24 protein-coding genes and 1 pseudogene are annotated in these 18,765 nt (G+C 58.9%); 13 read left to right on the top strand and 12 right to left on the bottom strand.

Annotated features, from left to right (window positions below; all coding sequences use genetic code 11):
* Positions 1-3: 3 nt before the first annotated feature.
* Complete coding sequence (locus tag LOY43_RS17230; protein ID WP_258708451.1) at positions 4-819, bottom strand: AraC family transcriptional regulator; 816 nt, start codon at positions 817-819, stop codon at positions 4-6.
* A 131-nt stretch (positions 820-950) separates the two neighbouring features.
* On the opposite strand from LOY43_RS17230, the gene LOY43_RS17235 reads away from it, so the two are divergent.
* Positions 951-1,463: a carboxymuconolactone decarboxylase family protein gene (locus tag LOY43_RS17235; RefSeq protein ID WP_093441201.1), complete on the top strand. Its 513-nt coding sequence runs from the start codon at positions 951-953 to the stop codon at positions 1,461-1,463.
* Between the two features lie 588 nt (positions 1,464-2,051).
* Here the strand turns inward: LOY43_RS17235 and LOY43_RS17240 are convergent.
* Positions 2,052-3,497, bottom strand: coding sequence for a SulP family inorganic anion transporter (locus tag LOY43_RS17240; protein WP_258708452.1), 1,446 nt, complete (start codon positions 3,495-3,497; stop codon positions 2,052-2,054).
* A gap of 157 nt (positions 3,498-3,654) precedes the next feature.
* On the opposite strand from LOY43_RS17240, the gene LOY43_RS17245 reads away from it, so the two are divergent.
* A complete protein-coding gene (locus tag LOY43_RS17245; protein ID WP_220556471.1) occupies positions 3,655-3,972 on the top strand; it encodes a hypothetical protein in 318 nt (105 codons plus the stop codon).
* A gap of 53 nt (positions 3,973-4,025) precedes the next feature.
* A complete protein-coding gene (locus LOY43_RS17250) occupies positions 4,026-4,571 on the top strand; it encodes a hypothetical protein (protein ID WP_258708453.1) in 546 nt (181 codons plus the stop codon).
* A gap of 40 nt (positions 4,572-4,611) precedes the next feature.
* Here LOY43_RS17250 and LOY43_RS17255 read toward each other — a convergent pair whose 3' ends face one another.
* Both LOY43_RS17255 and LOY43_RS17260 read right to left on the bottom strand, forming a co-directional pair.
* Positions 4,612-5,247: a hypothetical protein gene (locus tag LOY43_RS17255; RefSeq protein WP_258708454.1), complete on the bottom strand. Its 636-nt coding sequence runs from the start codon at positions 5,245-5,247 to the stop codon at positions 4,612-4,614.
* 128 nt (positions 5,248-5,375) lie between these two features.
* Entirely contained in the window at positions 5,376-5,834 is a 459-nt protein-coding gene (locus LOY43_RS17260) for an N-acetyltransferase (protein WP_258708455.1), read from the bottom strand.
* Positions 5,835-5,977: 143 nt separating this feature from the next.
* Here LOY43_RS17260 and LOY43_RS17265 point away from each other — a divergent pair, with 143 nt between their 5' ends.
* The gene (locus LOY43_RS17265) at positions 5,978-6,622 is read left to right on the top strand and encodes a TetR/AcrR family transcriptional regulator (RefSeq protein WP_258708456.1); all 645 of its coding nucleotides are present in this window, start codon (positions 5,978-5,980) and stop codon (positions 6,620-6,622) included.
* A gap of 19 nt (positions 6,623-6,641) precedes the next feature.
* On the opposite strand, the gene LOY43_RS17270 is transcribed toward LOY43_RS17265, so the two are convergent.
* From LOY43_RS17270 to ggt, 3 genes are all read right to left on the bottom strand, one after another.
* Positions 6,642-7,655, bottom strand: coding sequence for a lysozyme inhibitor LprI family protein (locus LOY43_RS17270; protein WP_095048052.1), 1,014 nt, complete (start codon positions 7,653-7,655; stop codon positions 6,642-6,644).
* Between the two features lie 196 nt (positions 7,656-7,851).
* Positions 7,852-8,385, bottom strand: coding sequence for a cysteine hydrolase family protein (locus tag LOY43_RS17275; protein ID WP_258708457.1), 534 nt, complete (start codon positions 8,383-8,385; stop codon positions 7,852-7,854).
* A gap of 66 nt (positions 8,386-8,451) precedes the next feature.
* The gene (gene ggt / locus LOY43_RS17280) at positions 8,452-10,179 is read right to left on the bottom strand and encodes a gamma-glutamyltransferase (protein WP_258708458.1); all 1,728 of its coding nucleotides are present in this window, start codon (positions 10,177-10,179) and stop codon (positions 8,452-8,454) included.
* Between the two features lie 153 nt (positions 10,180-10,332).
* Between ggt and LOY43_RS17285 the strand changes: the two genes are divergently transcribed.
* Positions 10,333-10,848: a methylated-DNA--[protein]-cysteine S-methyltransferase gene (locus tag LOY43_RS17285; RefSeq protein WP_258708459.1), complete on the top strand. Its 516-nt coding sequence runs from the start codon at positions 10,333-10,335 to the stop codon at positions 10,846-10,848.
* A gap of 96 nt (positions 10,849-10,944) precedes the next feature.
* On the opposite strand, the gene LOY43_RS17290 is transcribed toward LOY43_RS17285, so the two are convergent.
* From LOY43_RS17290 to LOY43_RS17305, 4 genes and pseudogenes are all read right to left on the bottom strand, one after another.
* On the bottom strand, positions 10,945-11,532 hold the full coding sequence (locus LOY43_RS17290; RefSeq protein ID WP_095124508.1) for an NUDIX domain-containing protein: 588 nt from the start codon (positions 11,530-11,532) through the stop codon (positions 10,945-10,947).
* Between the two features lie 152 nt (positions 11,533-11,684).
* A pseudogene (locus LOY43_RS17295) lies at positions 11,685-12,686 on the bottom strand (chitinase); the annotation flags it as partial.
* A gap of 43 nt (positions 12,687-12,729) precedes the next feature.
* Positions 12,730-13,365: a lytic polysaccharide monooxygenase auxiliary activity family 9 protein gene (locus LOY43_RS17300; RefSeq protein ID WP_258708460.1), complete on the bottom strand. Its 636-nt coding sequence runs from the start codon at positions 13,363-13,365 to the stop codon at positions 12,730-12,732.
* Between the two features lie 221 nt (positions 13,366-13,586).
* Positions 13,587-14,024 carry a hemerythrin domain-containing protein gene (locus tag LOY43_RS17305; RefSeq protein WP_093434348.1) on the bottom strand — a complete coding sequence of 146 codons (438 nt, stop codon included), beginning with the start codon at positions 14,022-14,024 and terminating at the stop codon, positions 13,587-13,589.
* A 147-nt stretch (positions 14,025-14,171) separates the two neighbouring features.
* On the opposite strand from LOY43_RS17305, the gene LOY43_RS17310 reads away from it, so the two are divergent.
* Complete coding sequence (locus LOY43_RS17310; RefSeq protein WP_095048058.1) at positions 14,172-14,597, top strand: N-acetyltransferase; 426 nt, start codon at positions 14,172-14,174, stop codon at positions 14,595-14,597.
* Between the two features lie 116 nt (positions 14,598-14,713).
* Here LOY43_RS17310 and LOY43_RS17315 read toward each other — a convergent pair whose 3' ends face one another.
* Positions 14,714-15,064, bottom strand: coding sequence for a hypothetical protein (locus LOY43_RS17315; protein WP_093434342.1), 351 nt, complete (start codon positions 15,062-15,064; stop codon positions 14,714-14,716).
* 134 nt (positions 15,065-15,198) lie between these two features.
* On the opposite strand from LOY43_RS17315, the gene LOY43_RS17320 reads away from it, so the two are divergent.
* The 7 genes from LOY43_RS17320 (at position 15,199) to LOY43_RS17350 (ending at position 18,742) form a co-directional block, all read left to right on the top strand.
* On the top strand, positions 15,199-15,528 hold the full coding sequence (locus LOY43_RS17320) for a DUF6388 family protein (RefSeq protein ID WP_258708461.1): 330 nt from the start codon (positions 15,199-15,201) through the stop codon (positions 15,526-15,528).
* Between the two features lie 25 nt (positions 15,529-15,553).
* Positions 15,554-16,258 (top strand): YoaK family protein, encoded by a 705-nt coding sequence (locus LOY43_RS17325; protein ID WP_258708462.1) that lies wholly within the window; start codon positions 15,554-15,556, stop codon positions 16,256-16,258.
* Positions 16,259-16,368: 110 nt separating this feature from the next.
* Positions 16,369-16,761, top strand: coding sequence for a sulfurtransferase complex subunit TusD (tusD, locus tag LOY43_RS17330; RefSeq protein WP_258708463.1), 393 nt, complete (start codon positions 16,369-16,371; stop codon positions 16,759-16,761).
* A gap of 1 nt (position 16,762) precedes the next feature.
* Entirely contained in the window at positions 16,763-17,119 is a 357-nt protein-coding gene (gene tusC / locus LOY43_RS17335; RefSeq protein ID WP_258708464.1) for a sulfurtransferase complex subunit TusC, read from the top strand.
* The gene (gene tusB / locus LOY43_RS17340; protein ID WP_099756634.1) at positions 17,119-17,412 is read left to right on the top strand and encodes a sulfurtransferase complex subunit TusB; all 294 of its coding nucleotides are present in this window, start codon (positions 17,119-17,121) and stop codon (positions 17,410-17,412) included. Before tusC ends, tusB begins: the two co-directional genes overlap by 1 nt.
* Positions 17,409-17,744: a TusE/DsrC/DsvC family sulfur relay protein gene (locus LOY43_RS17345; protein ID WP_095124503.1), complete on the top strand. Its 336-nt coding sequence runs from the start codon at positions 17,409-17,411 to the stop codon at positions 17,742-17,744. Before tusB ends, LOY43_RS17345 begins: the two co-directional genes overlap by 4 nt.
* The gene (locus LOY43_RS17350) at positions 17,741-18,742 is read left to right on the top strand and encodes a glycosyl transferase family protein (protein WP_095124502.1); all 1,002 of its coding nucleotides are present in this window, start codon (positions 17,741-17,743) and stop codon (positions 18,740-18,742) included. Before LOY43_RS17345 ends, LOY43_RS17350 begins: the two co-directional genes overlap by 4 nt.
* Positions 18,743-18,765 lie beyond the last annotated feature (23 nt).

Here is an 18,765-nt window from a genome sequence, read left to right on the forward strand (position 1 = left end):
TCTTCAGGCACCCGCCTTCCACTCGCGTGGGCTGAGCCCGGTCTTGCGCCGAAACGCCCGGGCCAGCGCCGAAGGACTTTCGTAACCGACCTCTTCGGCAATCAGCGCAATCGGTCTGCCTTCGCGCAGGCGTTTCTGCGCCAGGCTGACGCGCCAACTCAGCAGATAATCGGCCGGCGTTTGCCCGACAACCCGGCGAAACTGCTCGGCGAACCCGGCGCGGGACAGGTTGGCGACAGCGGCCAGATCCGCCACGCTCCACGGTTTTTGCGGTTGCTCGTGCATCAGGTTCAAGGCACGGGACAGCCGTGGATCGGCCAGCCCGGCGATCATCCCCGGTTGTTGTTCGCGACTGCTGATCAAGTGCCGCAGCAACAGAATCACCAGCAGTTCGAACAGGCGATCCATCACCGCCACCCGCCCGCAATGACCTTCGAACGCTTCCTTGAACAGCCATTCCACGGTGTTGCCCAACTCCGGGATGTCCGTCAGTTTCAGCACCAGATAATCCGGCAGCGCCGCCGCCAGGGCATTGCCGGAGCCGCCATCAAACGTCAGCGTGGCGCAGACCAATCGGGTGTCCATGGCTTCATCGGCAAACATGCGATGGGTAAAGGGTCGGGGGAAGAAGATCAGCGACGGTTCGCTCAGGCGAATCTCACGCTCGTTGCCCGGTTTGAGCAGCAATTCACCGGTCTGCAAAAGATGCACATGCCCCACCGGCTCGTTGTCATGAACGCTGACGCCGCAAAACGCGCCGCTGTGGAACGTACCGGCATTCACGCCGAAATGGCTGAGCAATGTTGAAAGGCGATCCATGGACGACTCCGAGGGCATATCTGGACGATCTGCCGCATATCCTCGACGATTTGCCGCCAATCCACCAGCCTCACTGCATAACATGACCTCCATCCCCGGCGCACTTCGCACCGGACTTTCGGAGAATCAACATGAGCCGCATCCACGCTATCAGCCTCGAAACCGCCGCCGACGCCAGCCGCCCTGTGCTGGAAGGCGTGAAAAAGAAAATCGGTTTCCTGCCCAACGTCTTCACCACCCTGGCCAAAGCACCGGTGGCCCTCGAAACTTACGTACAAGCCTCGGCCATCCTCGGCAAGACCTCGCTGAACGCCCAGGAAAAAGAAGCGGTGTACCTCGCCACCTCACAGGTCAACGGTTGCGACTACTGCCTGGCGGCACACACCTTGTTTGCCGGCAAAGCCGGGCTCTCGGCGCAGGACATCGTCGCCGCACGCCAGGGCGAGCTCAACGCCTACGCAACCCTCGCCCGCCAATTGACTGAAAGCCGTGGCCACTTGAGTGATGAACAAATCGCCGCCGCCCGCGCTGCCGGCATCGACGACGTGAAGATCATTGAAGTGATTGCACTGGTGGCCGTGCAGAGCCTGACCAACTACCTGAACAATGCGGCGCTGACCGATATCGACTTCCCGGCCATCTGAAGTCTGGCCACACAACAACACCAGTGGGAGCGAATCTGCAAGCGCTAGCGGCGTGTCATTCAAAGCATCTTTGACCGACCCGACGCCATCGCGAGCAGGCTCACTCCTACAATTGGATCGCCTACAACCCGCCAGAAACAGGTCGGCTGTCAGGGCGCCTTCGCGAGCAGGCTCGCTCCCACAGTTTTAACGTGCGTACAACCCCAGCGGCAAAGCCGCCCCACTCAACAGGATGAGCGTTAGCTCGGCTGCAGCTCTTGATCTTGATCTTGATCCACGGGCGACGTCGGAAGGCTGAGTGGAGGGATTCATCCGGGCGTTGGAGCGCAGCGACCGTTTGGCGCAGCCAAACACAGCGAGAGGAGGTGCAGCGAAGCAAACCGTAGGCGATGCGCCCGGATGGATCCCGGAGCGAAGGAACCCCGAGCCCCAGCGAGCGGGCCGCACGTAGGAGCAAGCCTTTTTGGTTACTTTTTCGGCGTCTGGAAAAAGTGACCCGCCGTAAGGGCGGAACCCTAAGTGGCCGTTACCGCAGCAACGGATATGTACTCAGTAATCCAGACAACCATAGCCAACGCCCACGACTGATCAGTGATGCTCCTCCCCCGCCCGCTTAAGCAACTTCTTGCACCGCTCAGACAAATGAAACACCTGCAAATGCTTACCCGCCTTGGCATAGCGCTCGCGCAGAGTCTTCAACGCCGCAATCGCCGAATAATCGACAAAACTCAAATGCCGACAATCCAAAGTCACCCGAGCCGGATCATTAGCCGGATCAAACTGATTGAGAAACGGCGTAGTCGAAGCAAAAAACAACGTGCCATGCAAACGATAAAGCTTGCTGCCGTCAGCCTCCAGATGCTCATCGGCATACAGCTCACGAGCCTGCTGCCAGGCAAAGTTGAGCGCAGCGATGATGATGCCGCACAACACCGCAGTGGCCAGATCAGTGAACACAGTGATGGTAGTCACAGCAATGATCACCAGCACATCATTGAGCGGTACTTTGTTCACCACCCGCAACGACGCCCAGGCAAAAGTCTGCTGCGACACCACAAACATCACACCCACCAGCGCCGCCAGCGGAATACGCTCGATCAGCGGCGACAGAAACAGAATGAACAACAGAATCAGCACCCCAGCGACAACGCCAGACAAGCGCCCGCGCCCACCGGAACTGAGGTTGATCACGGTCTGGCCGATCATCGCGCAACCGCCCATGCCACCGAATGCGCCCGAGACCATATTGGCCGCACCGAGCGCCACGCACTCGCGATCCGGATAGCCACGGGTTTCGGTGATTTCATCGGTCAGGTTCAACGTCAGCAGGGTTTCCAGCAGACCGACCAGCGCCATCAGAATCGCGTAAGGCGCGATGATGCGCAGGGTTTCAAGATTCCACGGGATGTCCGGCAAAGCGAACGTCGGCAAGCCGCCGGCAATGTGCGCCATGTCGCCGAGGGTGCGGGTCGGCAGGCCGAACAGATAGACCAGCAGACCGACGCCGAGGATTGCCACCAGTGCTGGCGGCACTGCACGGGTCAGGCGCGGCAGGATATAGACGATGGCCATGGTCAGCGCCACCAGCCCGGCCATCAGGTACAACGGCGTGCCGCTGAGCCAGTCCTCACCGCTCTTGAAATGTTCCAGTTGCGCCAGCGCAATGATGATCGCCAGGCCGTTGACGAAGCCGAGCATCACCGGGTGCGGCACCATGCGCACCAGTTTGCCCAAGCGCAGCAAGCCGAACGCCATCATGATCAAACCACCAAGCAACACCGTCGCCAGCAAATACTGCACACCGTGCTGCACCACCAGCGCAACGATGACCACGGCCATCGAACCGGCCGCGCCGGAGACCATGCCCGGCCGCCCGCCGAACAACGCCGTCAGCGTGCAAATGATGAACGCGCCATACAGGCCCATCAGCGGATTGAGGTGCGCCACCAGTGCGAACGCAATGCATTCGGGCAACAGGGCAAACGAGGTGGTGAGTCCGGCCAGGACATCGGCGCGCAGACGAATCGGTTTCATGGCTTACCTGATTGAGCGGCCGCCGAGTGCGGCTGCAGGTGTTCGGGAAAAAGAGGGTTGCGGATGTTACGGAATTGTCGCGGATCGGGCCAGTGAACGCTGACACTTGTCGACTCGGGCTTTATGCTGGCCCGCTCCTCTGGTCATTGAGTTCGACATGTCTGCATTTCTGAGCGCCCGCGAGGTGTCTCAGCGTCTGCGTGAAGCGGCGCTGGGTGTGCTCGCTTTCAACATCTGCGATGTGCCCACCGCAGCCGGACTGGTTGCGGTCGATATCGAGGGCTGGCGCCTGCTGCTGGATGTTGAAGGTGGGCGGTTACACCACTGTGAATTTGCCCGCAGCGACGATGGGCAAGAAGGTGCGCTGGAGAGCTGGCAGCGTTACGGCACCGATCCGGTGAGTTTGCTCAGTACCTGGGAATTGGCGCAGATAGAGCAAATGCTCAACGCGCAAACGAACGAGGTTGCTCAATGATGGCACTCTGCCCATAATTCGCGCCCTCCTCTATTCCCACGCAAGGAACTGCCGTGAAGAAGTCGCTGTTGTTGATCCCGATGCTGGCCCTGCTCCTGCAAGGCTGTGGCATGACCATGACCCGTTACGAGCCAAGCTTCGAGAACGTGCAAAAGCTCAAACAATCCCCGCCGCTGCACGCGATCAGCAATCCTCAGGTCACGGCCGAATCCGGTGAAGGTTCGCTGGTGGTCCGTGCCAACCCGGTTCGCTCGCCGTCCGGCAGCATCCCGGCACACATTCAGGATGCGATCACCGAAGAACTGCGCAAGGCCGGTCTGCTCGATCCGCAGGCTCAGCGTCAGTTGAAAGTGCTGGTGGTGAAGAACGAACTGTCCGCCGGCATGGGCACGGGCGACGGCAAACTTGCTGCACGTTTCACCCTGCTCAACGGCAACAATGTGGTGTACGACGCGACCAAGAATGTCAGCAGCCAATGGAGCAGCAGCTTCTTCGGCTTCATTGCGATCCCGAACGCAGTCAACGCTTACAACCCGATGGTGCGTGACTTGCTCAAGGAACTCTACAGCGATCCACAGTTCATTCAGGCCCTGAAGTAAGGGTAAAAAAAGAGCCGCGATTGCGGCTCTTTTTTTCGCTTCAGCCCCGTGGAATGCGGGTTTCGAGTGCCGAGTACTTCAGGTTCTTGCTATCAACCATCTGCTTGAGCAGCGCGTTGACCTGACGGGTGAAGGTGTCATTCACCGCGTCTTTCGGTGTGTTGGCCATCAGTGGAATGAACCAGATACCAATCCAGGTGCCGACCGCATCGTGGTTGCTCGCGGTGGTCAGGGCCTGACCTTGTCCATCCATGCCTTCCAGGCTCATGGTGTACTGATCGGTGCCGTACGCCGGGATCACCCCCAGGCTGAAACCACTGATGAAGCCCAGCACCATCGAGCCGGCATTCGGCGGATGGTTGTACATTTTCAGACGCAGGCTGTAATCGCCCGGCTGCTTCTGGAACTCGTCCAGGGTGACACGGCCGAACAAACCCGAGTCAGTGAGAATTTTTTGCAGCTGTGGTTTCAGTTGATCGCGCGCTTGCGGCACTTCCACAGCGGAGCCGCTTTTCGGTTCGCCCTGGTAGAAGTCGAAATCGACGTAGACGTTTGGCTTGTTGGTGTAGCTGGCCATCGACGGCATGGTCACCGGCGCCACTTCGTCTTTGGTGAAACTGGCACAACCGCCCAGCGCAAGTACCAGCCCCAGCGCCAGAATTTTCCCGAATTGCATGATGTCCGTCCCTATGTGTACAAGACCAAATGATGGCATTGCGCCTTCATTGTGAAGGCCGGGCGGATTCTAGAGAGAGCGGCCTTCGGGCGAAAGCCTGAATTGAGGAAATCAGCAAAAAATTTTGCTCAGCCCTGCCGCAAGTCGAGGTTGTAGGTGTAATAACCGCTGTCACGCACGTAGCCGAGGGATTCGTACAAGCCTTGAGCCGTGAAGTTGTCGGTGGCGGTTTCCAGTACCAGCCCTTTGGCACCGGTCGCCAAGGCAAAGTCGCGTGCAGTGTTCATCAACAATCGGCCAACCCCACGCCCACGGGCGGCGGGCGTGGTGAACAGGTCGCTGAGTAGCCAGGTGCGGTGGGCATCGATGGACGAGAACGTCGGATACAACTGCACGAAACCCAGCGCCTCGCCCTTTTCATCCTGAACCAGAAAAATCGCGGACTCATCGTCGGCCATGCGCGCGGCGATGAAGGTTCGTGATTGCTCAAGGTTCGACGGCTGCAGGTAAAAGCCTCGGTAAGCGTCGAACAACTGCGCCACCGCATCCAGGTGTGTCGCGTCGGCCCGCAGTGCCTGAAGGGTCATGTGCCCGCTCCGTTTCCAGTCAATGATCGAACTAGCATAGCGCCGCCCTTCGAGTGTGCTGGCTTCATCGCTATATAGTTTTGTATATTGCGAAACCGAAATCGCCAGAATCTTTCCATGCCGTCCAGCCAACCTGTATTGCCATGAGTGCCATCCGCGTACGCAACGAGCAGTTGATCCTCGCCGCTGCCAGCGAGGAATTCGCCGCCAACGGCTTCAACGCCACCCAGACCCGCGATATCGCGGCGCGTGCCGGGGTGCCCAAAGCCAATCTGTATTACTACTTCCAGAGCAAGGAAAACCTCTACAGCAAAGTGCTGCTGGGGTTTGTCGAGCCGCTGCTGGAAGCCTCGGCGGTGCTGCGTGAAAGTGATGATCCGCTGACGGGACTGCGCGCCTACGTGGCCGCACGCATTCGCATCGCCCGCGAACATCCGGCGATTGCCAAGGTATTCAGTGGCGAGTTGCTATTGGGCGGTCGCCAGTTGCCGGATGAGTGCCGCGATCTTTTGCAGGCCGAAGCGCGGCGCAACGTTGAATGTCTGCGCAGCTGGATCGAGCGCGGTTTGCTCGCTCCGGTGGATCCGGAGCATTTGATGCTGTTCATCTGGTCGGCGACGCGCACGTACACCAATATCGGCTGGCAGATGGGCCGGATCATGGGGCGCGAAGTGCCGCAGGACGAGGATTATCAAACGGCGGCACAGATGATCACGCGCATGGTGCTGGAGGGCGTGGTCGTAGCGCCGCGGGTGGGCGAGATTCGTGGGGTGTTGTTTGCGACGTGATGGCGCAGTGCTGCGCCGATCAGGGCATGAAGTCTACGGGGAGTTCCAGATGATCTTTCATGCGCTCGTTCCAGTCGTGCAAGGCGCCAGGTAGACGTTTTTTCCATTTCGCAACATCGGTGTAATAGCGCAGCCGCGAGTGTCCGGTGTTGTCGTAGGTAACCAACAAGACCCAGAAATGGCCATCGGCTGACCGCATCACGATGCCGGTGCCACCCAGGCCGCGCATCCACATCTCCCAGACCTGACTACCCGGCACATCAGCGGAAGGTTCAGCGGTCATCAACGAACCGGACTTTTCCACCAGCGTCTGATAATCAGTCTTGAGCAACGTGTGCAGTGCCTGGTTTTCTTCCGGTGTTTGCGCCAGGCCCAGGCTGAGCATGTCGTAATCCAGCGTCAGCGGTTGCTGCGAAGCGACAAAACGACCGGTGTAGTAGACGCCCAACCCGGCACTGCAATATCCGCCTGCACCGACGATAGAAATATCCAGCACACCATTGATGGGGGTGAACAACAGGGTGCACTGGTCTTCCGAGTAAACGGCTTTACCGTCCTTGAGTGTGGCAACGCCATCCAGATCACCGGAGTTGGCGCCCTCAGCCGCCGTGATGTCGATGCTGATGTGCGTGGGATCGCGGCGCTGGGTTATGACTGTCGCCGAGGTTGCGGTCCCTGGCGGAATGAGCTGCCAGGTCGCGTCCCAACTGAAGGGCTGGGTGGCGTGTTCAAGTTCGGTCAGGCGCATTAAATACTGCCGACGCAAACAGGCTGTCTGATCGCCACAGGCGTTGCGGTTTTTCAGCCACTGTCGCTGGTCTGACTTGAGGGCTTTGGCATCGGGGACATCAGCCGATGTCGAGTGCCAGAGCTTGCCCAGTTTCTCATCGAGTTGCGAGATCTGCGGGTCGCCACAAATGGCTTTTTCAGTTTTGCTGGCGGCACTGGTGCAATCAAAACTGCTGGCGTGGGTGATAGAGGCAAACGCAAGGCACATCAGTGCCAAGGCATGACGCAGGGAGATAGCGAACATCGAGAGATTCCATTCTTCGGACGGCGCGCAGTATGCCAGTGCTGCCAGCGGAAATCCCTGATGTACATAGCAATCAGGATTTCGCAATCACTGTAGGAGTGAGCCTGCTCGCGATAGCGTTCGGTCAGACGATGTTGCATCAAATGCCACACCGCTATCGCGAGCAGGCTCACTCCTACAGGTTTTGTGTGGATGGTCAGAACATGATGCTGGCAGCGGGTTTGACGTCGATACGCGCCACCGAGCCAGTCAGATGCGCCAGATCCTTGTTGTGCTCGGCGATGATGTCTTCGGCGCTCATATTGCCGTTGTCGACGGTGGAATGCGCGTCGGCGGCAAGCACTACGTCATAACCCAGCTCATGGGCCCGGCGTACGGTCGCATTGACACAGTAATCGGTTTGCAGACCGCAAATAACCAGTCGTTCGAAGTCTTCGCTTGGCAAAAATTTACCCAGGTCAGTCTGGTAAAACGAGTCCCGGGTGGTCTTGCGTACGCGCAAGTCACTGGCGACGGTTAACAGTTCATCAGCCAGTTGCCAGCCTTCGGCACCATGGGCCAACGGGCTGTCCTCTTCTTCATGCTGGATCAGCACCACGCGCACGCCAGCCTTGCGTGCGCGAGCACTGAGACCGTTGATGGTGTCGATCACACGCTGAATGTCGTAGCACTGATATTCACCCGAGCAGAGGGCGCGCTGGACGTCGATGATCAGTAATGCGGTGGTCATGATGAGCCTTCCTTGATCAGTCCTTGAGACAGGGGCGGACGTAAGCCCGCCCCCTTTTTACGCTCCTCAGTAACCCAGTGACAAGCCCGTGTTGCGGCGTGGATCGTTGGCGCCGTAGAAACGGTTTTTGCCGACCGGCTTACCGCCCAGCGAAGGTGCACCCACCAGAATCGCGGCGATGTGGTTGGCGTCCTGCGGACCGGCGAACTTGTGACCCCAGCTCTCGAGGAGCTTCTTCGTGTCGGGGCTGGCGGCGAAGTCTTCGAGGTTGGTTTCCTCCGGCATCCACTGCTGGTGGAAGCGTGGCGCATCGACCGCTTCCTGCAGGCCCATGCCGTAGTCGATGACGTTGAGCATGGTCAGCAAAGTCGCCGTGATAATACGGCTGCCGCCCGGTGTACCGACCACCATCACCACTTTGCCATCCTTGGTGACAATGGTCGGGCTCATCGACGACAGCGGTGCCTTGCCCGGAGCAATCGCATTGGCTTCGCCCTGCACCAGGCCGTACATGTTCGGCACACCGACCTTGGAGGTGAAGTCGTCCATTTCATCGTTGAGAATCACCCCGGTCTTGCTCGCCATCACGCCCGCGCCGAACCAGTCATTGAGGGTGTAAGTGACCGACACCGCATTGCCCCACTTGTCGACGATCGAGTAGTGAGTGGTGTTGCTGCCTTCATGGGGGGCTACGCCGGGTTTGAGTTCAGCCGACACGCCGGCCTTTTGCGGCTGGATGGCGTCGCGCAGTTTGGTCGCGTAGTTCTTGTCCAGCAGATGCTCAATCGGATTTTTGACGAAATCCGGATCGCCCAGGTAGCTGTTGCGATCAACATAGGCGTGGCGCATGGCTTCGATCTGATAATGCATGCCCTGGGCCGAATGGAAGCCCAGATCCTTCATCGGATAGCCTTCGAGGATGTTCATGATCTGGCAGATCACTACCCCGCCAGAGCTTGGCGGCGGCGCCGAGACCACGTGATAACCACGGTAGTCGCATTCCACCGGAGCCAGTTCGCGGGTCTTGTATTTATCGAGGTCAGCCTGGGTGATGATGCCTTTGTTGGCCTGGCTGGAGGTGACGATGGCGTCGGCAACCCAGCCTTTATAGAAGCCGTCGGCGCCTTTTTCGGAAATGGTCCGCAGGGTTTTGCCGAGATCCTTCTGCACCAGTTTCTGCCCGACCTGCATCGGCTCGCCGTTATGCAGGAAGATCGAACCGGAGTCGCGCATGTCCTTCTTGAACACGTCGGTGGCGTACTCCAGCAACTCGACGTCACCCTGCTCCAGCGCAAAACCGTCTTCCGCCAGTTTGATCGCCGGCGCAATCATTTCCTTGCGCGGTTTGGTCCCGTATTTGCTCAGCGCCAGCTCCATGCCGGACACGGTGCCCGGCACGCCCACCGCCAGGTGGCCAAGGGTGCTCAAGTCGGGAATGACGTTGCCTTCCTTGTCGAGGTACATGTTGGCAGTGGCCGCCAGTGGTGCTTTCTCACGAAAATCGAGGAAGGTCTTGCGCCCGTCTGCCAGTTGAATGGTCATGAAGCCGCCTCCGCCCAGGTTGCCTGCTGCGGGATAGACCACCGCCAGTGCGTAACCCACGGCGACCGCCGCATCGACGGCATTACCGCCACTTTTCAATACGTCGACGCCGACATGGGTGGCCAGATGTTGCGCGGTGACCACCATGCCGTTTTCTGCGGCAACCGGTGCCACCGACGCCGCGTGAGCCATGAGACAGCTGAGTGCCAGTGAGGTCGCTATCAGCGATTTGGCCAAAGGTTCGTACTTCATGAGTCGATCTCTTTTTTGTTTTCAGGGTCTGTGCAGAACAGAGGGGGGAACGCTGCAAGAGCACCAAGCAGTATGGTCGGCTTTGCGTATTGCGCCTCCCCGATCAGGCAGTATGCTGGGCGCTGTTGCCACCCTGCTCCGGAGTCTGTCGTCATGTCTTATACGTTCATCACCCTGCCCTCGCCCGTCGGCGAGCTGAAGCTGGTCGCGAACGGCTCACGACTGGCGGCCATCCTCTGGGAAAACGATAAACCGAACCGCGTGCGCCTCGGGCCGATGAGCGAGGCACCCGACAATCCGATCCTGATTCGAACGGCTCGACAACTTGAAGAATATTTTTCCGGAACTCGAAGTTGCTTCAATCTGGAACTGGATTTTGCCGGCACGGAATTCCAGAAAAAGGTCTGGACGGCGCTGCTGACCATTCCCTTTGGCGAAACGCGGACCTACAGCCAGATTGCCGAGCAGATAGGCAATCCCGGCGCCGTACGGGCAGTGGGCGCCGCGAATGGACGCAACCCGATTTCCATCGTTGCGCCGTGTCATCGGGTGATTGGCGCGTCAGGGAAACTGACCGGGTTTGCCGGGGGACTTGAGGCGAAAGAGCGCTTGCTGATACTTGAAGGTGGCGACTGGTCGCAGATTGGCAAAACCGGGGATTTGTTTTAGTCAGTTAATACTGATCAAGAGATCGCAGCCTTCGGCAGCTCCTACCTGGATGCGTTGACCTGTAGGAGCTGGCGAAGGCTGCGATCTTTTGATTTATCAGGTAAAAACGTTATTCATCGCCGCATACTGCAACAGCATGATGGTCTTGGCGTCGCAGATCTCGCCGCGCTGAAACGCCGCCAGCGCTTCGTCGAAGCTCCACTCCAGCACTTCAAGTTCTTCAGTCTCTTCTTCCAGACCACCACCTTCGCTGACCTTCGATGCCGCGTCGTATTCGGCAATGAAAAAGTGCAGCTTCTCGGTCACTGAACCCGGACTCATGTAAGCCTCGAACACCTTCTTCACATCGTGCACGCGATAACCGGTTTCCTCCTCGGCTTCATCGCGAATCCGCTGCTCCGGCGCAGCGCCCTCGAGCAAGCCTGCAGCCACCTCGATCAACAAACCATCATGACCATTGACGAATACCGGCAAACGAAACTGCCGGGTCAGTACCACCGTGCGCTTTTCACGGTTGAACAGCAGAATCGCTGCGCCGTTACCACGGTCGTAGACCTCACGGGTCTGACGCTGCCACTCACCGTTGTTGCGGTGATAGTCGAAGGTAATTTTCTTCAGCAGGTACCAGTCGTGGGACAACACCTGAGTGTCGACGATGCTGACCCGCTCGGCTGTGTTGGACATGACGCTTGATCCTGTTTCCTGAATAAGCCGCCATGGTCGAATAATTGCGCCAACAAAAAAAGCCCGGCAGCGCTACCGGGCTTCTTTATTTGCAACTAACGAGCGACGTGCGACCGCGAGTCATCGACATCCTGCTCGACTGAACGAACCCCGTGAATCAACGGCCCATAACGCCGGCTGAACTCCCAGTTGTACGGCACGCCATCCTTGCTGGTGCCGTTGTCCCAGTTTACCGACCAGGTCATCAGGCCTTTGATCGGCAGCCCTTTGATCGCCAGACGTTTGAGGACGTTACCGACCACGGTTTTGTCGATCACATAACCGGTTGCCGCCGCATCGTTGTTGGCCGGCAGGCCGATGACGAACTTATCCGCCGCGATGCGGGTGAAACCGCGTGTGCCGGTTACCAGACTTTCGGTCAGGTAGTAGAGGAAATCCTCTTTCAACGCATCGTTGTTCTGCGCAATCCACGCGCCCGCGCCGTTGTTGGCTTCCTGCACCCAGACCCCGTCGCCACCCTGGTTGTAGAACTGCGGGGCGATGAAGTCGTAGTAGCCTTCCAGGGCCTGCAGGTAGCTAAGGTATTTGCCGGTGCTGGTCAGGTATGGAAACTCCGGGGCCATGCTGATAATGAAGTGCTTGCCTTGGCCTGCGTAGTGATCCTTGACCAGTTTCAGTGCGGCCGGCAGGACGGTCTTGTTGGCCGCGAAATCAATCGCGCTCTGTTCAAGATCAATATCCAGGCCGTCGAAGCCGTAGGTTTCCACCAGACGGATGATTTCATTGGCCAGCGGTTGTTCCTGACCGCTGCGCAACTCGATGTGCGCATCGGCGCCACCGAGGGAGATCAACACGGCCCGCCCTTGGCTGTTGAGCACGCCGACCTGCCGGCGGAACTCGGCATCGGAAACGTTGAATGGCTTGAAGGTCGGAATACCGCTGCCCTTCATAAAGGCTACCGCGACGACGTTGTATTCCTTGGGCACCTCTTCCAGCGACAGGCTGGCGAAGCGGCCCTGACGATAACCATCGCTCGGGCCTGCGGGCCAGTTGTGCCAGAAGCCCATGAGGATCTTTTTGCCGGCAATGCTCGGCATCAGCGAGGCGGCATCGCTCGCGGCGTTTTGCACTAAAGAGAAATCGATTTTTGACATGTTCTAATCCTTCAGAACGTGTGGGTTTGGCGACGCAGCGCCGTTATTTGAAGTCGACGTCGAAGGCCTGATAGAAAGCGTTGCCGGTGTTGGCGACGATCCACATCAGCACGATCACGTGATGGCCTTTTTTGTTGGCCGGCAGTTTCACCGCGTGATTGACCTTGGCCTTCAGCTCATTCGGGTAGCTGTAATACGGCACCTGAGTGTAGAAGTCCTCGAAGAACGGTTGGCTTTCCAGTTGCGCACGGGTGATGCGCTGTTTCGGGTCCCAGCCGTCCTTGGTGATCAGCCAGCGATAGCCGCGAGTGGTGTGCGGCGCGGTGTATTCCCACTTGATTTCGAGGGTTTGTCCCGGGGTGACATTGAGCAGCGGCCAGGTGAATGGACGACCGAGTTTCTTGCTCATTTCTTCATGGGTGAAGTTAACGCAGTCGCGGCCATCACTCTTACCACCGCTGAGAATGTAGCCGTCGGCCGGTGGCGTGACACTGTCCGAGTCGCTCTGGAATGGCGCCGGAAACGGCCCCGCTGCCAGCGCCGGGAAATTTTTCCCGCCTTCCATTTCATTGACCTGCCAGGCACCGAGCAGTCCTTGCTCAATGGCCACCGCACCGCGGCTGGCAGGAGAGATGACGCGACCATGTCGCAGTTGGGTTTGTGCTTGTGGTTGATTCATGTTTTTCACTCCGTTGATTTAAGAACTCTCCTTTCCGAGGAGAGGCCTTCAAGCTAACGGAGGCGAATTTTTTGTCCATCGGCGGTTTTGTCGCAGTCAGCGGATGAAGGCCAGCAAAACACTGCAAATACTGGATGCATATCCAGTCATTTACGATAATACCCACCCGAGATGACGCCAAAAGATTACACGCCGATGCTGCAAAAACTGCCATTCAGTACTCACGGCAACTGTGCCTTGAACTCCTTTTCGTACTGCCCGGCGAGTTGTACTTTCTGTTTCTCGTTGAGCAATTTGCCGGCCATCTGGAAGAACTTCTGCTCTTCTTCCTTCAAATGATGATGAACCTTGTCCGACAGCTTCTTCGCGGTTGCCAACCACGCGGGACTGGACATCTCGGTCTCGTCGAGTTCTTCCATCATCTCGTCCATTTCATGGTGTTCAGCGATGGCATGGCGGCTCAGATCGACACCCTCGTCTAGCTCCATCAACGGAATGTAGAAATGGCGTTCTTCGGCGGTTTCGTGGGCTTGGAGTTCGGCTTTGAGTTGTTTGTACGCCTCGACCCGCTCCGGGGTGTCGCCGCTGGTTTCGATCAGGGTTTTGGCGTAGCTACGCTGGCGCTCATGGCTTTCGCGAAGGGCTTCGAAAATATTCATGGGGGATCCTCATCAACCGCGTGCTGGAATGACGCTGTAAAAGCTAGACCCCGGCGCGTGAGCGGCAGTTCCACCGGGTTGAGAGGGGCTTGGAAGATCACCGCCGGGCAGGATAGGCTGCGGGTTCAAACCACAAGGAAGTCAGGCATGAACTTGCGCATCGAGTTGTCACAACATTCCACAGAAGAAGAACGCCAAGCGATTCTCGCCCCCCTGCATGCCTATAACGTGGCCAAGGCCGGGATCGCGGTATCCGAACCGCTCACCCTGCTGGTGCGTGACGATCACGATCAGATTCTGGGTGGACTCTATGGCCGGCTGGTCTGCCAGTGGTTGTTCATCGATTTGCTGTCAGTGCCTGAAGCAGGCCGGGGCCAGGGTATTGGCTCGAAACTGATGCGCATGGCCGAAGAGCTGGCGCGGGAGAAAGGCTGCATCGGCGCATGGCTCGACACGTTCGACTTTCAGGCACCGGAGTTCTACAAGAAACTCGGGTACAGCCAGTTTGGTGAGATTGTCGATTATCCGCCGGGGCACAAGCGGCATTTTTTCCAGAAGCGACTTGTAGGTTGAATGTACCGACCCCTTCGCGAGCAGGCTCGCTCCCACATTTGGAATGCATTCCACGGTAGGATTGAGCCTGCTCCGGGCGGCGTTCCGACGATGCCGACAGCCACGTCAACGCATGATCAGAGGCAAGTCGCCAACGCGGCCAACCGGCGCTTGGCGACAAAATCATCCTTCTGCGCGTAGTAATTCAGCGTCGTACCCGATGCTTCGGTGAGCACATCGACAAAAGACTCTGCCGAACGGGTATACACCGTCGTACCGCCCGATTTACGCGGTTCCAGATACGCCGCCGCATCCACGCCAAACACCGCTTCGTCCTGCCAGCCGAACTGCACACAACGCGCCACGTCTTTTTCGGCTTTGTCCGACGTCAATACCTTGTACGGGGTTTTCGTGCGAGCATCGTCCATCACCGAGCCTGCGCAACCGGCCAGCAGTGTCGCGGCCAGCGCTACCATCAGAATTCGCATTGCATTCGCTCATTCAGAAAAAAGCGGACTGTATCATCGCAGCAGCAGGAATCGTTCTGCTTTACTGCATTTATAGCGCGACAGGCGCAGGCCGCTGCGGCAACCTAAGGTCATCAGCCTCACAAGGAAAACACATGGCGCCTACCGACCAGCGACATGAACATGCCCTGAAAGTATTTCTCGACGCGCGTCCCGAACTGCGCGAATCCCTCGACCACCTCAACCCGCTACTGGCTCAGGCCAAAGGCGAAACGCAGGCGCAGTATCGTGAAGAGCGACTGCATGAAGCATTTGAGGCCGAGGCGGAAGAACAAGGTCTGTTTGCCTGGGAGCTGACACTGCTACTGACGGCCGCAACGCCTGAGGAATATCAAGCGCAGCGCCTTGAGGTGCATCGTGAAGTCGCAGAAATGGCTCATATGGGCTGGCTGGAATATTGCGATCTGTATGGCATAGAACCATAACCGCCGACCAAGGACACTTCTACCGATGCTGCCATCCGCCTCGACTCACCGCGCCAGCCCCGGGCATCTGCACACTCAGAAGTGGCGCGGGCGGATTGGTCTGGCGCTGGTGGCCAGCCTCTCGGTACTGGCCGGCATGACCGACGCCATCGGCTTTATGGCCAGCGGCGACTTCGTCTCGTTCATGAGCGGCAACACCACCCGACTTGCCGTGGCGATCAGCGATGGTGATATCGGGCTGACCCTGCGTTTGTTGATCCTCGTCGCCACTTTTATAGCCGGGAACGCCTTGGGCGTTATCGTTGCCCGTTTCGGTGGCCGCCGGGCGCTGCCGCTGCTGCTGTGTATCGCCACCCTGCTGTGTGCGGCGGCCGCCTGGCCATTCGACACCCAACTGCCGGCGCTGATGGCGGCGATCATTGCGATGGGCATGCTCAACGCGTCGGTTGAAGAGGTGAACGGCTTGCCGGTCGGACTGACTTACGTGACTGGCGCATTGTCGCGGTTCGGCCGTGGTTTGGGACGCTGGATGCTTGGCGAACGGCGCAGCGGCTGGCGGGTGCAACTGGTGCCGTGGAGCGGGATGTTTATCGGCGCGATTCTGGGGGCGGTGCTGGAACATCATTTGGGACTGAAGGCGATGTTTGTCAGCGGTTTGCTGGCTGCAATCATCGGGCTGTTCTCCCTGAAAATCCCGCGCCGCTGGCAACTGGGCTACATGCCCCGCTAACGGATTCCTCAACCAACGCTCATGTAGGAGCTGTCGAGTAAAACGAGGCTGCGATCCTTTGCGGTCTGCAATGCTTTATCATGGCCGCAGTTTTGCTGATCGAGTCCGTTATGAAGTTCGCCATTGCGCTGTTTTCCGCCGCCCATGCGCCCTCCTCGCGCCGTGCCCTGCTGTTTGCACAAGCCGCGCTGGCCGGTGGGCATGAAATTGTCCGGCTGTTTTTCTATCAGGACGGCGTTTACAACGCTTCGGACGCGCTGGTCACCCCGCAGGACGAACTGGACCTGCCCAAACAATGGCGCACCTTCATCACCGAACAAAAGCTCGACGGCGTGGTGTGCATCGCCGCCGCCCTGCGCCGTGGCGTGCTGGACGCTGAAGAAGCCAAGCGCTATCAGCGTGACGCCGTTTCCGTCAGCGCGCCGTGGGAATTGTCCGGCCTCGGTCAGTTGCATGACGCGATTCAAGACGCTGACCGTTTGATCTGCTTTGGAGGTGCGTGAGATGGCTAAATCCCTGTTGATCATCAGCCGTCAATCGCCATGGTCTGGCCCCGCGGCCCGCGAAGCGCTGGACATCGTGCTGGCCGGTGGCGCCTTCGATCTGCCCATTGGCTTGCTGTTTCTCGATGATGGCGTGCTGCAACTCGCCGCCGGGCAGAACGCCAAGGCCCTGCAACAGAAAGACTTGAGCGCTAACCTGCAAGCGCTACCGATGTTTGGTGTCGAAGAGTTGTTCTACTGCGCAGAGAGCGCCAGCACTCGTGGCCTCGGGACTCTGTCGCTGGACGAAGCGCAGCCGCTGGCCGCCGAGCAAATCACCGCCCTTATTGACCGTTACGACCAGGTGATCACCCTCTGATGTCGACTTTGCATGTGTTGTCTCATTCCCCGTTTGGCGACGATCGCCTGACCAGTTGCCTGCGCCTGATCGGCAGCGCTGATGCTGTGTTGCTGTCCGGCGACGCGGTCTATGCTCTGCAACCGGGCACCGCGCCGTTCACCGCACTGCAAAGCCGCCAGATCAAATTGTTGGTTCTGGCCGAAGATGCACAGGCTCGCGCCATCGAAGTCCCGGACTGGGCTGAGGCCATTGATTACCCGGCCTTCGTCGAGCTGTCGATCCATCACGACAAGGTCAACAGCTGGTTATGAATGCCATGACCGTCGGCGCCCGCGCCATCGAACTGGACAAGGACGGATTCCTGGTCGACCTCAGCGACTGGTCGGCAGACGTCGCGAGCGCCCTCGCTGCCGCAGAAGAAATCGAGTTGACGCCCGAACACTGGGAAGTCCTCGAACTGCTGCGCAGCTTCTATGCCGAATTCCAGCTGTCCCCGGCCACCCGGCCATTGATCAAGTACACCGCACTGAAACTCGGCCCGGACAAAGGCAACAGCCTGCACCTCAACCGACTGTTCAAAGGCACCCCTGCCAAACTCGCCGCGAAACTGGCGGGCCTGCCCAAACCGACGAATTGCTTATGACCGACTTTCCAGCGCTGACCCTCGAAACGCCTGCCGAACACCCGTTCGCCCAATTCGTGCGGATTCTCGGCAAGGGCAAACGCGGTGCGCGCGACCTGACGCGCGAAGAAGCCCGCGAAGCCATGGGCATGGTGCTCGACGACAAGGTTGAAGACACCCAGCTCGGCGCGTTCCTGATGTTGCTGCGGCACAAGGAAGAAAGCGCCGAGGAGATGGCCGGCTTCACCGAAGCCCTGCGCGAGCGCTTGCAGGCGCCGGCGCTGAACGTCGATCTGGACTGGCCGACTTACGCTGGCAAGAAGCGTCATCTGCCGTGGTATCTGCTGGCGGCCAAGTGCCTGGCACAGAACGGCGTGCGCATTTTCATGCACGGCGGCGGCGCACACACCGCCGGGCGTCTGTACAGCGAGCAATTGCTTGGTGAATTGAACATTCCGCTGTGCCGCACTTGGCAGCAGGTCGGCACGGCGCTGGATAACGGTGGCCTGGCCTTCATGCCGCTGGTGGACTGGGCGCCGCAATTGCAAAAGATGATCGATTTGCGCAACACCCTGGGCCTACGCTCACCGATTCATTCCCTGGCGCGGATTCTCAATCCACTGGGCGCGCGTTGCGGCCTGCAAAGCATTTTCCATCCTGGGTATCAAGCAGTGCATCGCGATGCCAGTGGTTTGCTTGGCGACACGGCGATTGTGGTCAAAGGCGATGGCGGCGAAATCGAGATCAACCCGGATGCCGACAGCCACCTCTACGGCACCACCGGCGGCGAGAGCTGGGACGAGGAATGGCCGCAATTGTCGGCGCAACGCCACGTCAAACCGGCGACCCTGGACGTCGAACACCTGAAAGCCGTATGGCGTGGCGAGGTGGTCGACAGTTACCCGCAAATGGCGTTGATTGCGACCATGGCGCTGGCCTTGCGCGGCCTCGGTCAAAGCCGTGAGCAAGCCTTCGCAACCGCCGAGCACTACTGGGCCGCGCGGAACAAATCGATTTAACCGATCATTCGCGCCCGATCTTT

Origin of the sequence: Pseudomonas sp. B21-041 (genome assembly GCF_024748675.1) — a bacterium.
Classification (GTDB): Bacteria; Pseudomonadota; Gammaproteobacteria; order Pseudomonadales; family Pseudomonadaceae; genus Aquipseudomonas; species Aquipseudomonas neuropathica.

Bases quoted from the DNA above. Each gene is read 5' to 3' on its own strand.
- LOY43_RS17350 (WP_095124502.1), top strand. From the start codon at position 17,741: ATGACCGACTTTCCAGCGCTGACCCTCGAAACGCCTGCCGAACACCCG.
- ggt (WP_258708458.1), bottom strand. From the start codon at position 10,179: ATGAAGTACGAACCTTTGGCCAAATCGCTGATAGCGACCTCACTGGCA.
- LOY43_RS17240 (WP_258708452.1), bottom strand. From the start codon at position 3,497: ATGAAACCGATTCGTCTGCGCGCCGATGTCCTGGCCGGACTCACCACC.
- LOY43_RS17265 (WP_258708456.1), top strand. From the start codon at position 5,978: ATGAGTGCCATCCGCGTACGCAACGAGCAGTTGATCCTCGCCGCTGCC.
- LOY43_RS17255 (WP_258708454.1), bottom strand. From the start codon at position 5,247: ATGCAATTCGGGAAAATTCTGGCGCTGGGGCTGGTACTTGCGCTGGGC.
- LOY43_RS17290 (WP_095124508.1), bottom strand. From the start codon at position 11,532: ATGTCCAACACAGCCGAGCGGGTCAGCATCGTCGACACTCAGGTGTTG.
- LOY43_RS17305 (WP_093434348.1), bottom strand. From the start codon at position 14,024: ATGAATATTTTCGAAGCCCTTCGCGAAAGCCATGAGCGCCAGCGTAGC.
- LOY43_RS17325 (WP_258708462.1), top strand. From the start codon at position 15,554: ATGCTGCCATCCGCCTCGACTCACCGCGCCAGCCCCGGGCATCTGCAC.
- LOY43_RS17275 (WP_258708457.1), bottom strand. From the start codon at position 8,385: ATGACCACCGCATTACTGATCATCGACGTCCAGCGCGCCCTCTGCTCG.
- LOY43_RS17270 (WP_095048052.1), bottom strand. From the start codon at position 7,655: ATGTTCGCTATCTCCCTGCGTCATGCCTTGGCACTGATGTGCCTTGCG.
- tusB (WP_099756634.1), top strand. From the start codon at position 17,119: ATGTCGACTTTGCATGTGTTGTCTCATTCCCCGTTTGGCGACGATCGC.
- LOY43_RS17345 (WP_095124503.1), top strand. From the start codon at position 17,409: ATGAATGCCATGACCGTCGGCGCCCGCGCCATCGAACTGGACAAGGAC.
- tusC (WP_258708464.1), top strand. From the start codon at position 16,763: ATGGCTAAATCCCTGTTGATCATCAGCCGTCAATCGCCATGGTCTGGC.
- LOY43_RS17320 (WP_258708461.1), top strand. From the start codon at position 15,199: ATGGCGCCTACCGACCAGCGACATGAACATGCCCTGAAAGTATTTCTC.
- LOY43_RS17235 (WP_093441201.1), top strand. From the start codon at position 951: ATGAGCCGCATCCACGCTATCAGCCTCGAAACCGCCGCCGACGCCAGC.
- LOY43_RS17300 (WP_258708460.1), bottom strand. From the start codon at position 13,365: ATGAATCAACCACAAGCACAAACCCAACTGCGACATGGTCGCGTCATC.
- LOY43_RS17310 (WP_095048058.1), top strand. From the start codon at position 14,172: ATGAACTTGCGCATCGAGTTGTCACAACATTCCACAGAAGAAGAACGC.
- LOY43_RS17245 (WP_220556471.1), top strand. From the start codon at position 3,655: ATGTCTGCATTTCTGAGCGCCCGCGAGGTGTCTCAGCGTCTGCGTGAA.
- tusD (WP_258708463.1), top strand. From the start codon at position 16,369: ATGAAGTTCGCCATTGCGCTGTTTTCCGCCGCCCATGCGCCCTCCTCG.
- LOY43_RS17230 (WP_258708451.1), bottom strand. From the start codon at position 819: ATGGATCGCCTTTCAACATTGCTCAGCCATTTCGGCGTGAATGCCGGT.
- LOY43_RS17315 (WP_093434342.1), bottom strand. From the start codon at position 15,064: ATGCGAATTCTGATGGTAGCGCTGGCCGCGACACTGCTGGCCGGTTGC.
- LOY43_RS17285 (WP_258708459.1), top strand. From the start codon at position 10,333: ATGTCTTATACGTTCATCACCCTGCCCTCGCCCGTCGGCGAGCTGAAG.
- LOY43_RS17260 (WP_258708455.1), bottom strand. From the start codon at position 5,834: ATGACCCTTCAGGCACTGCGGGCCGACGCGACACACCTGGATGCGGTG.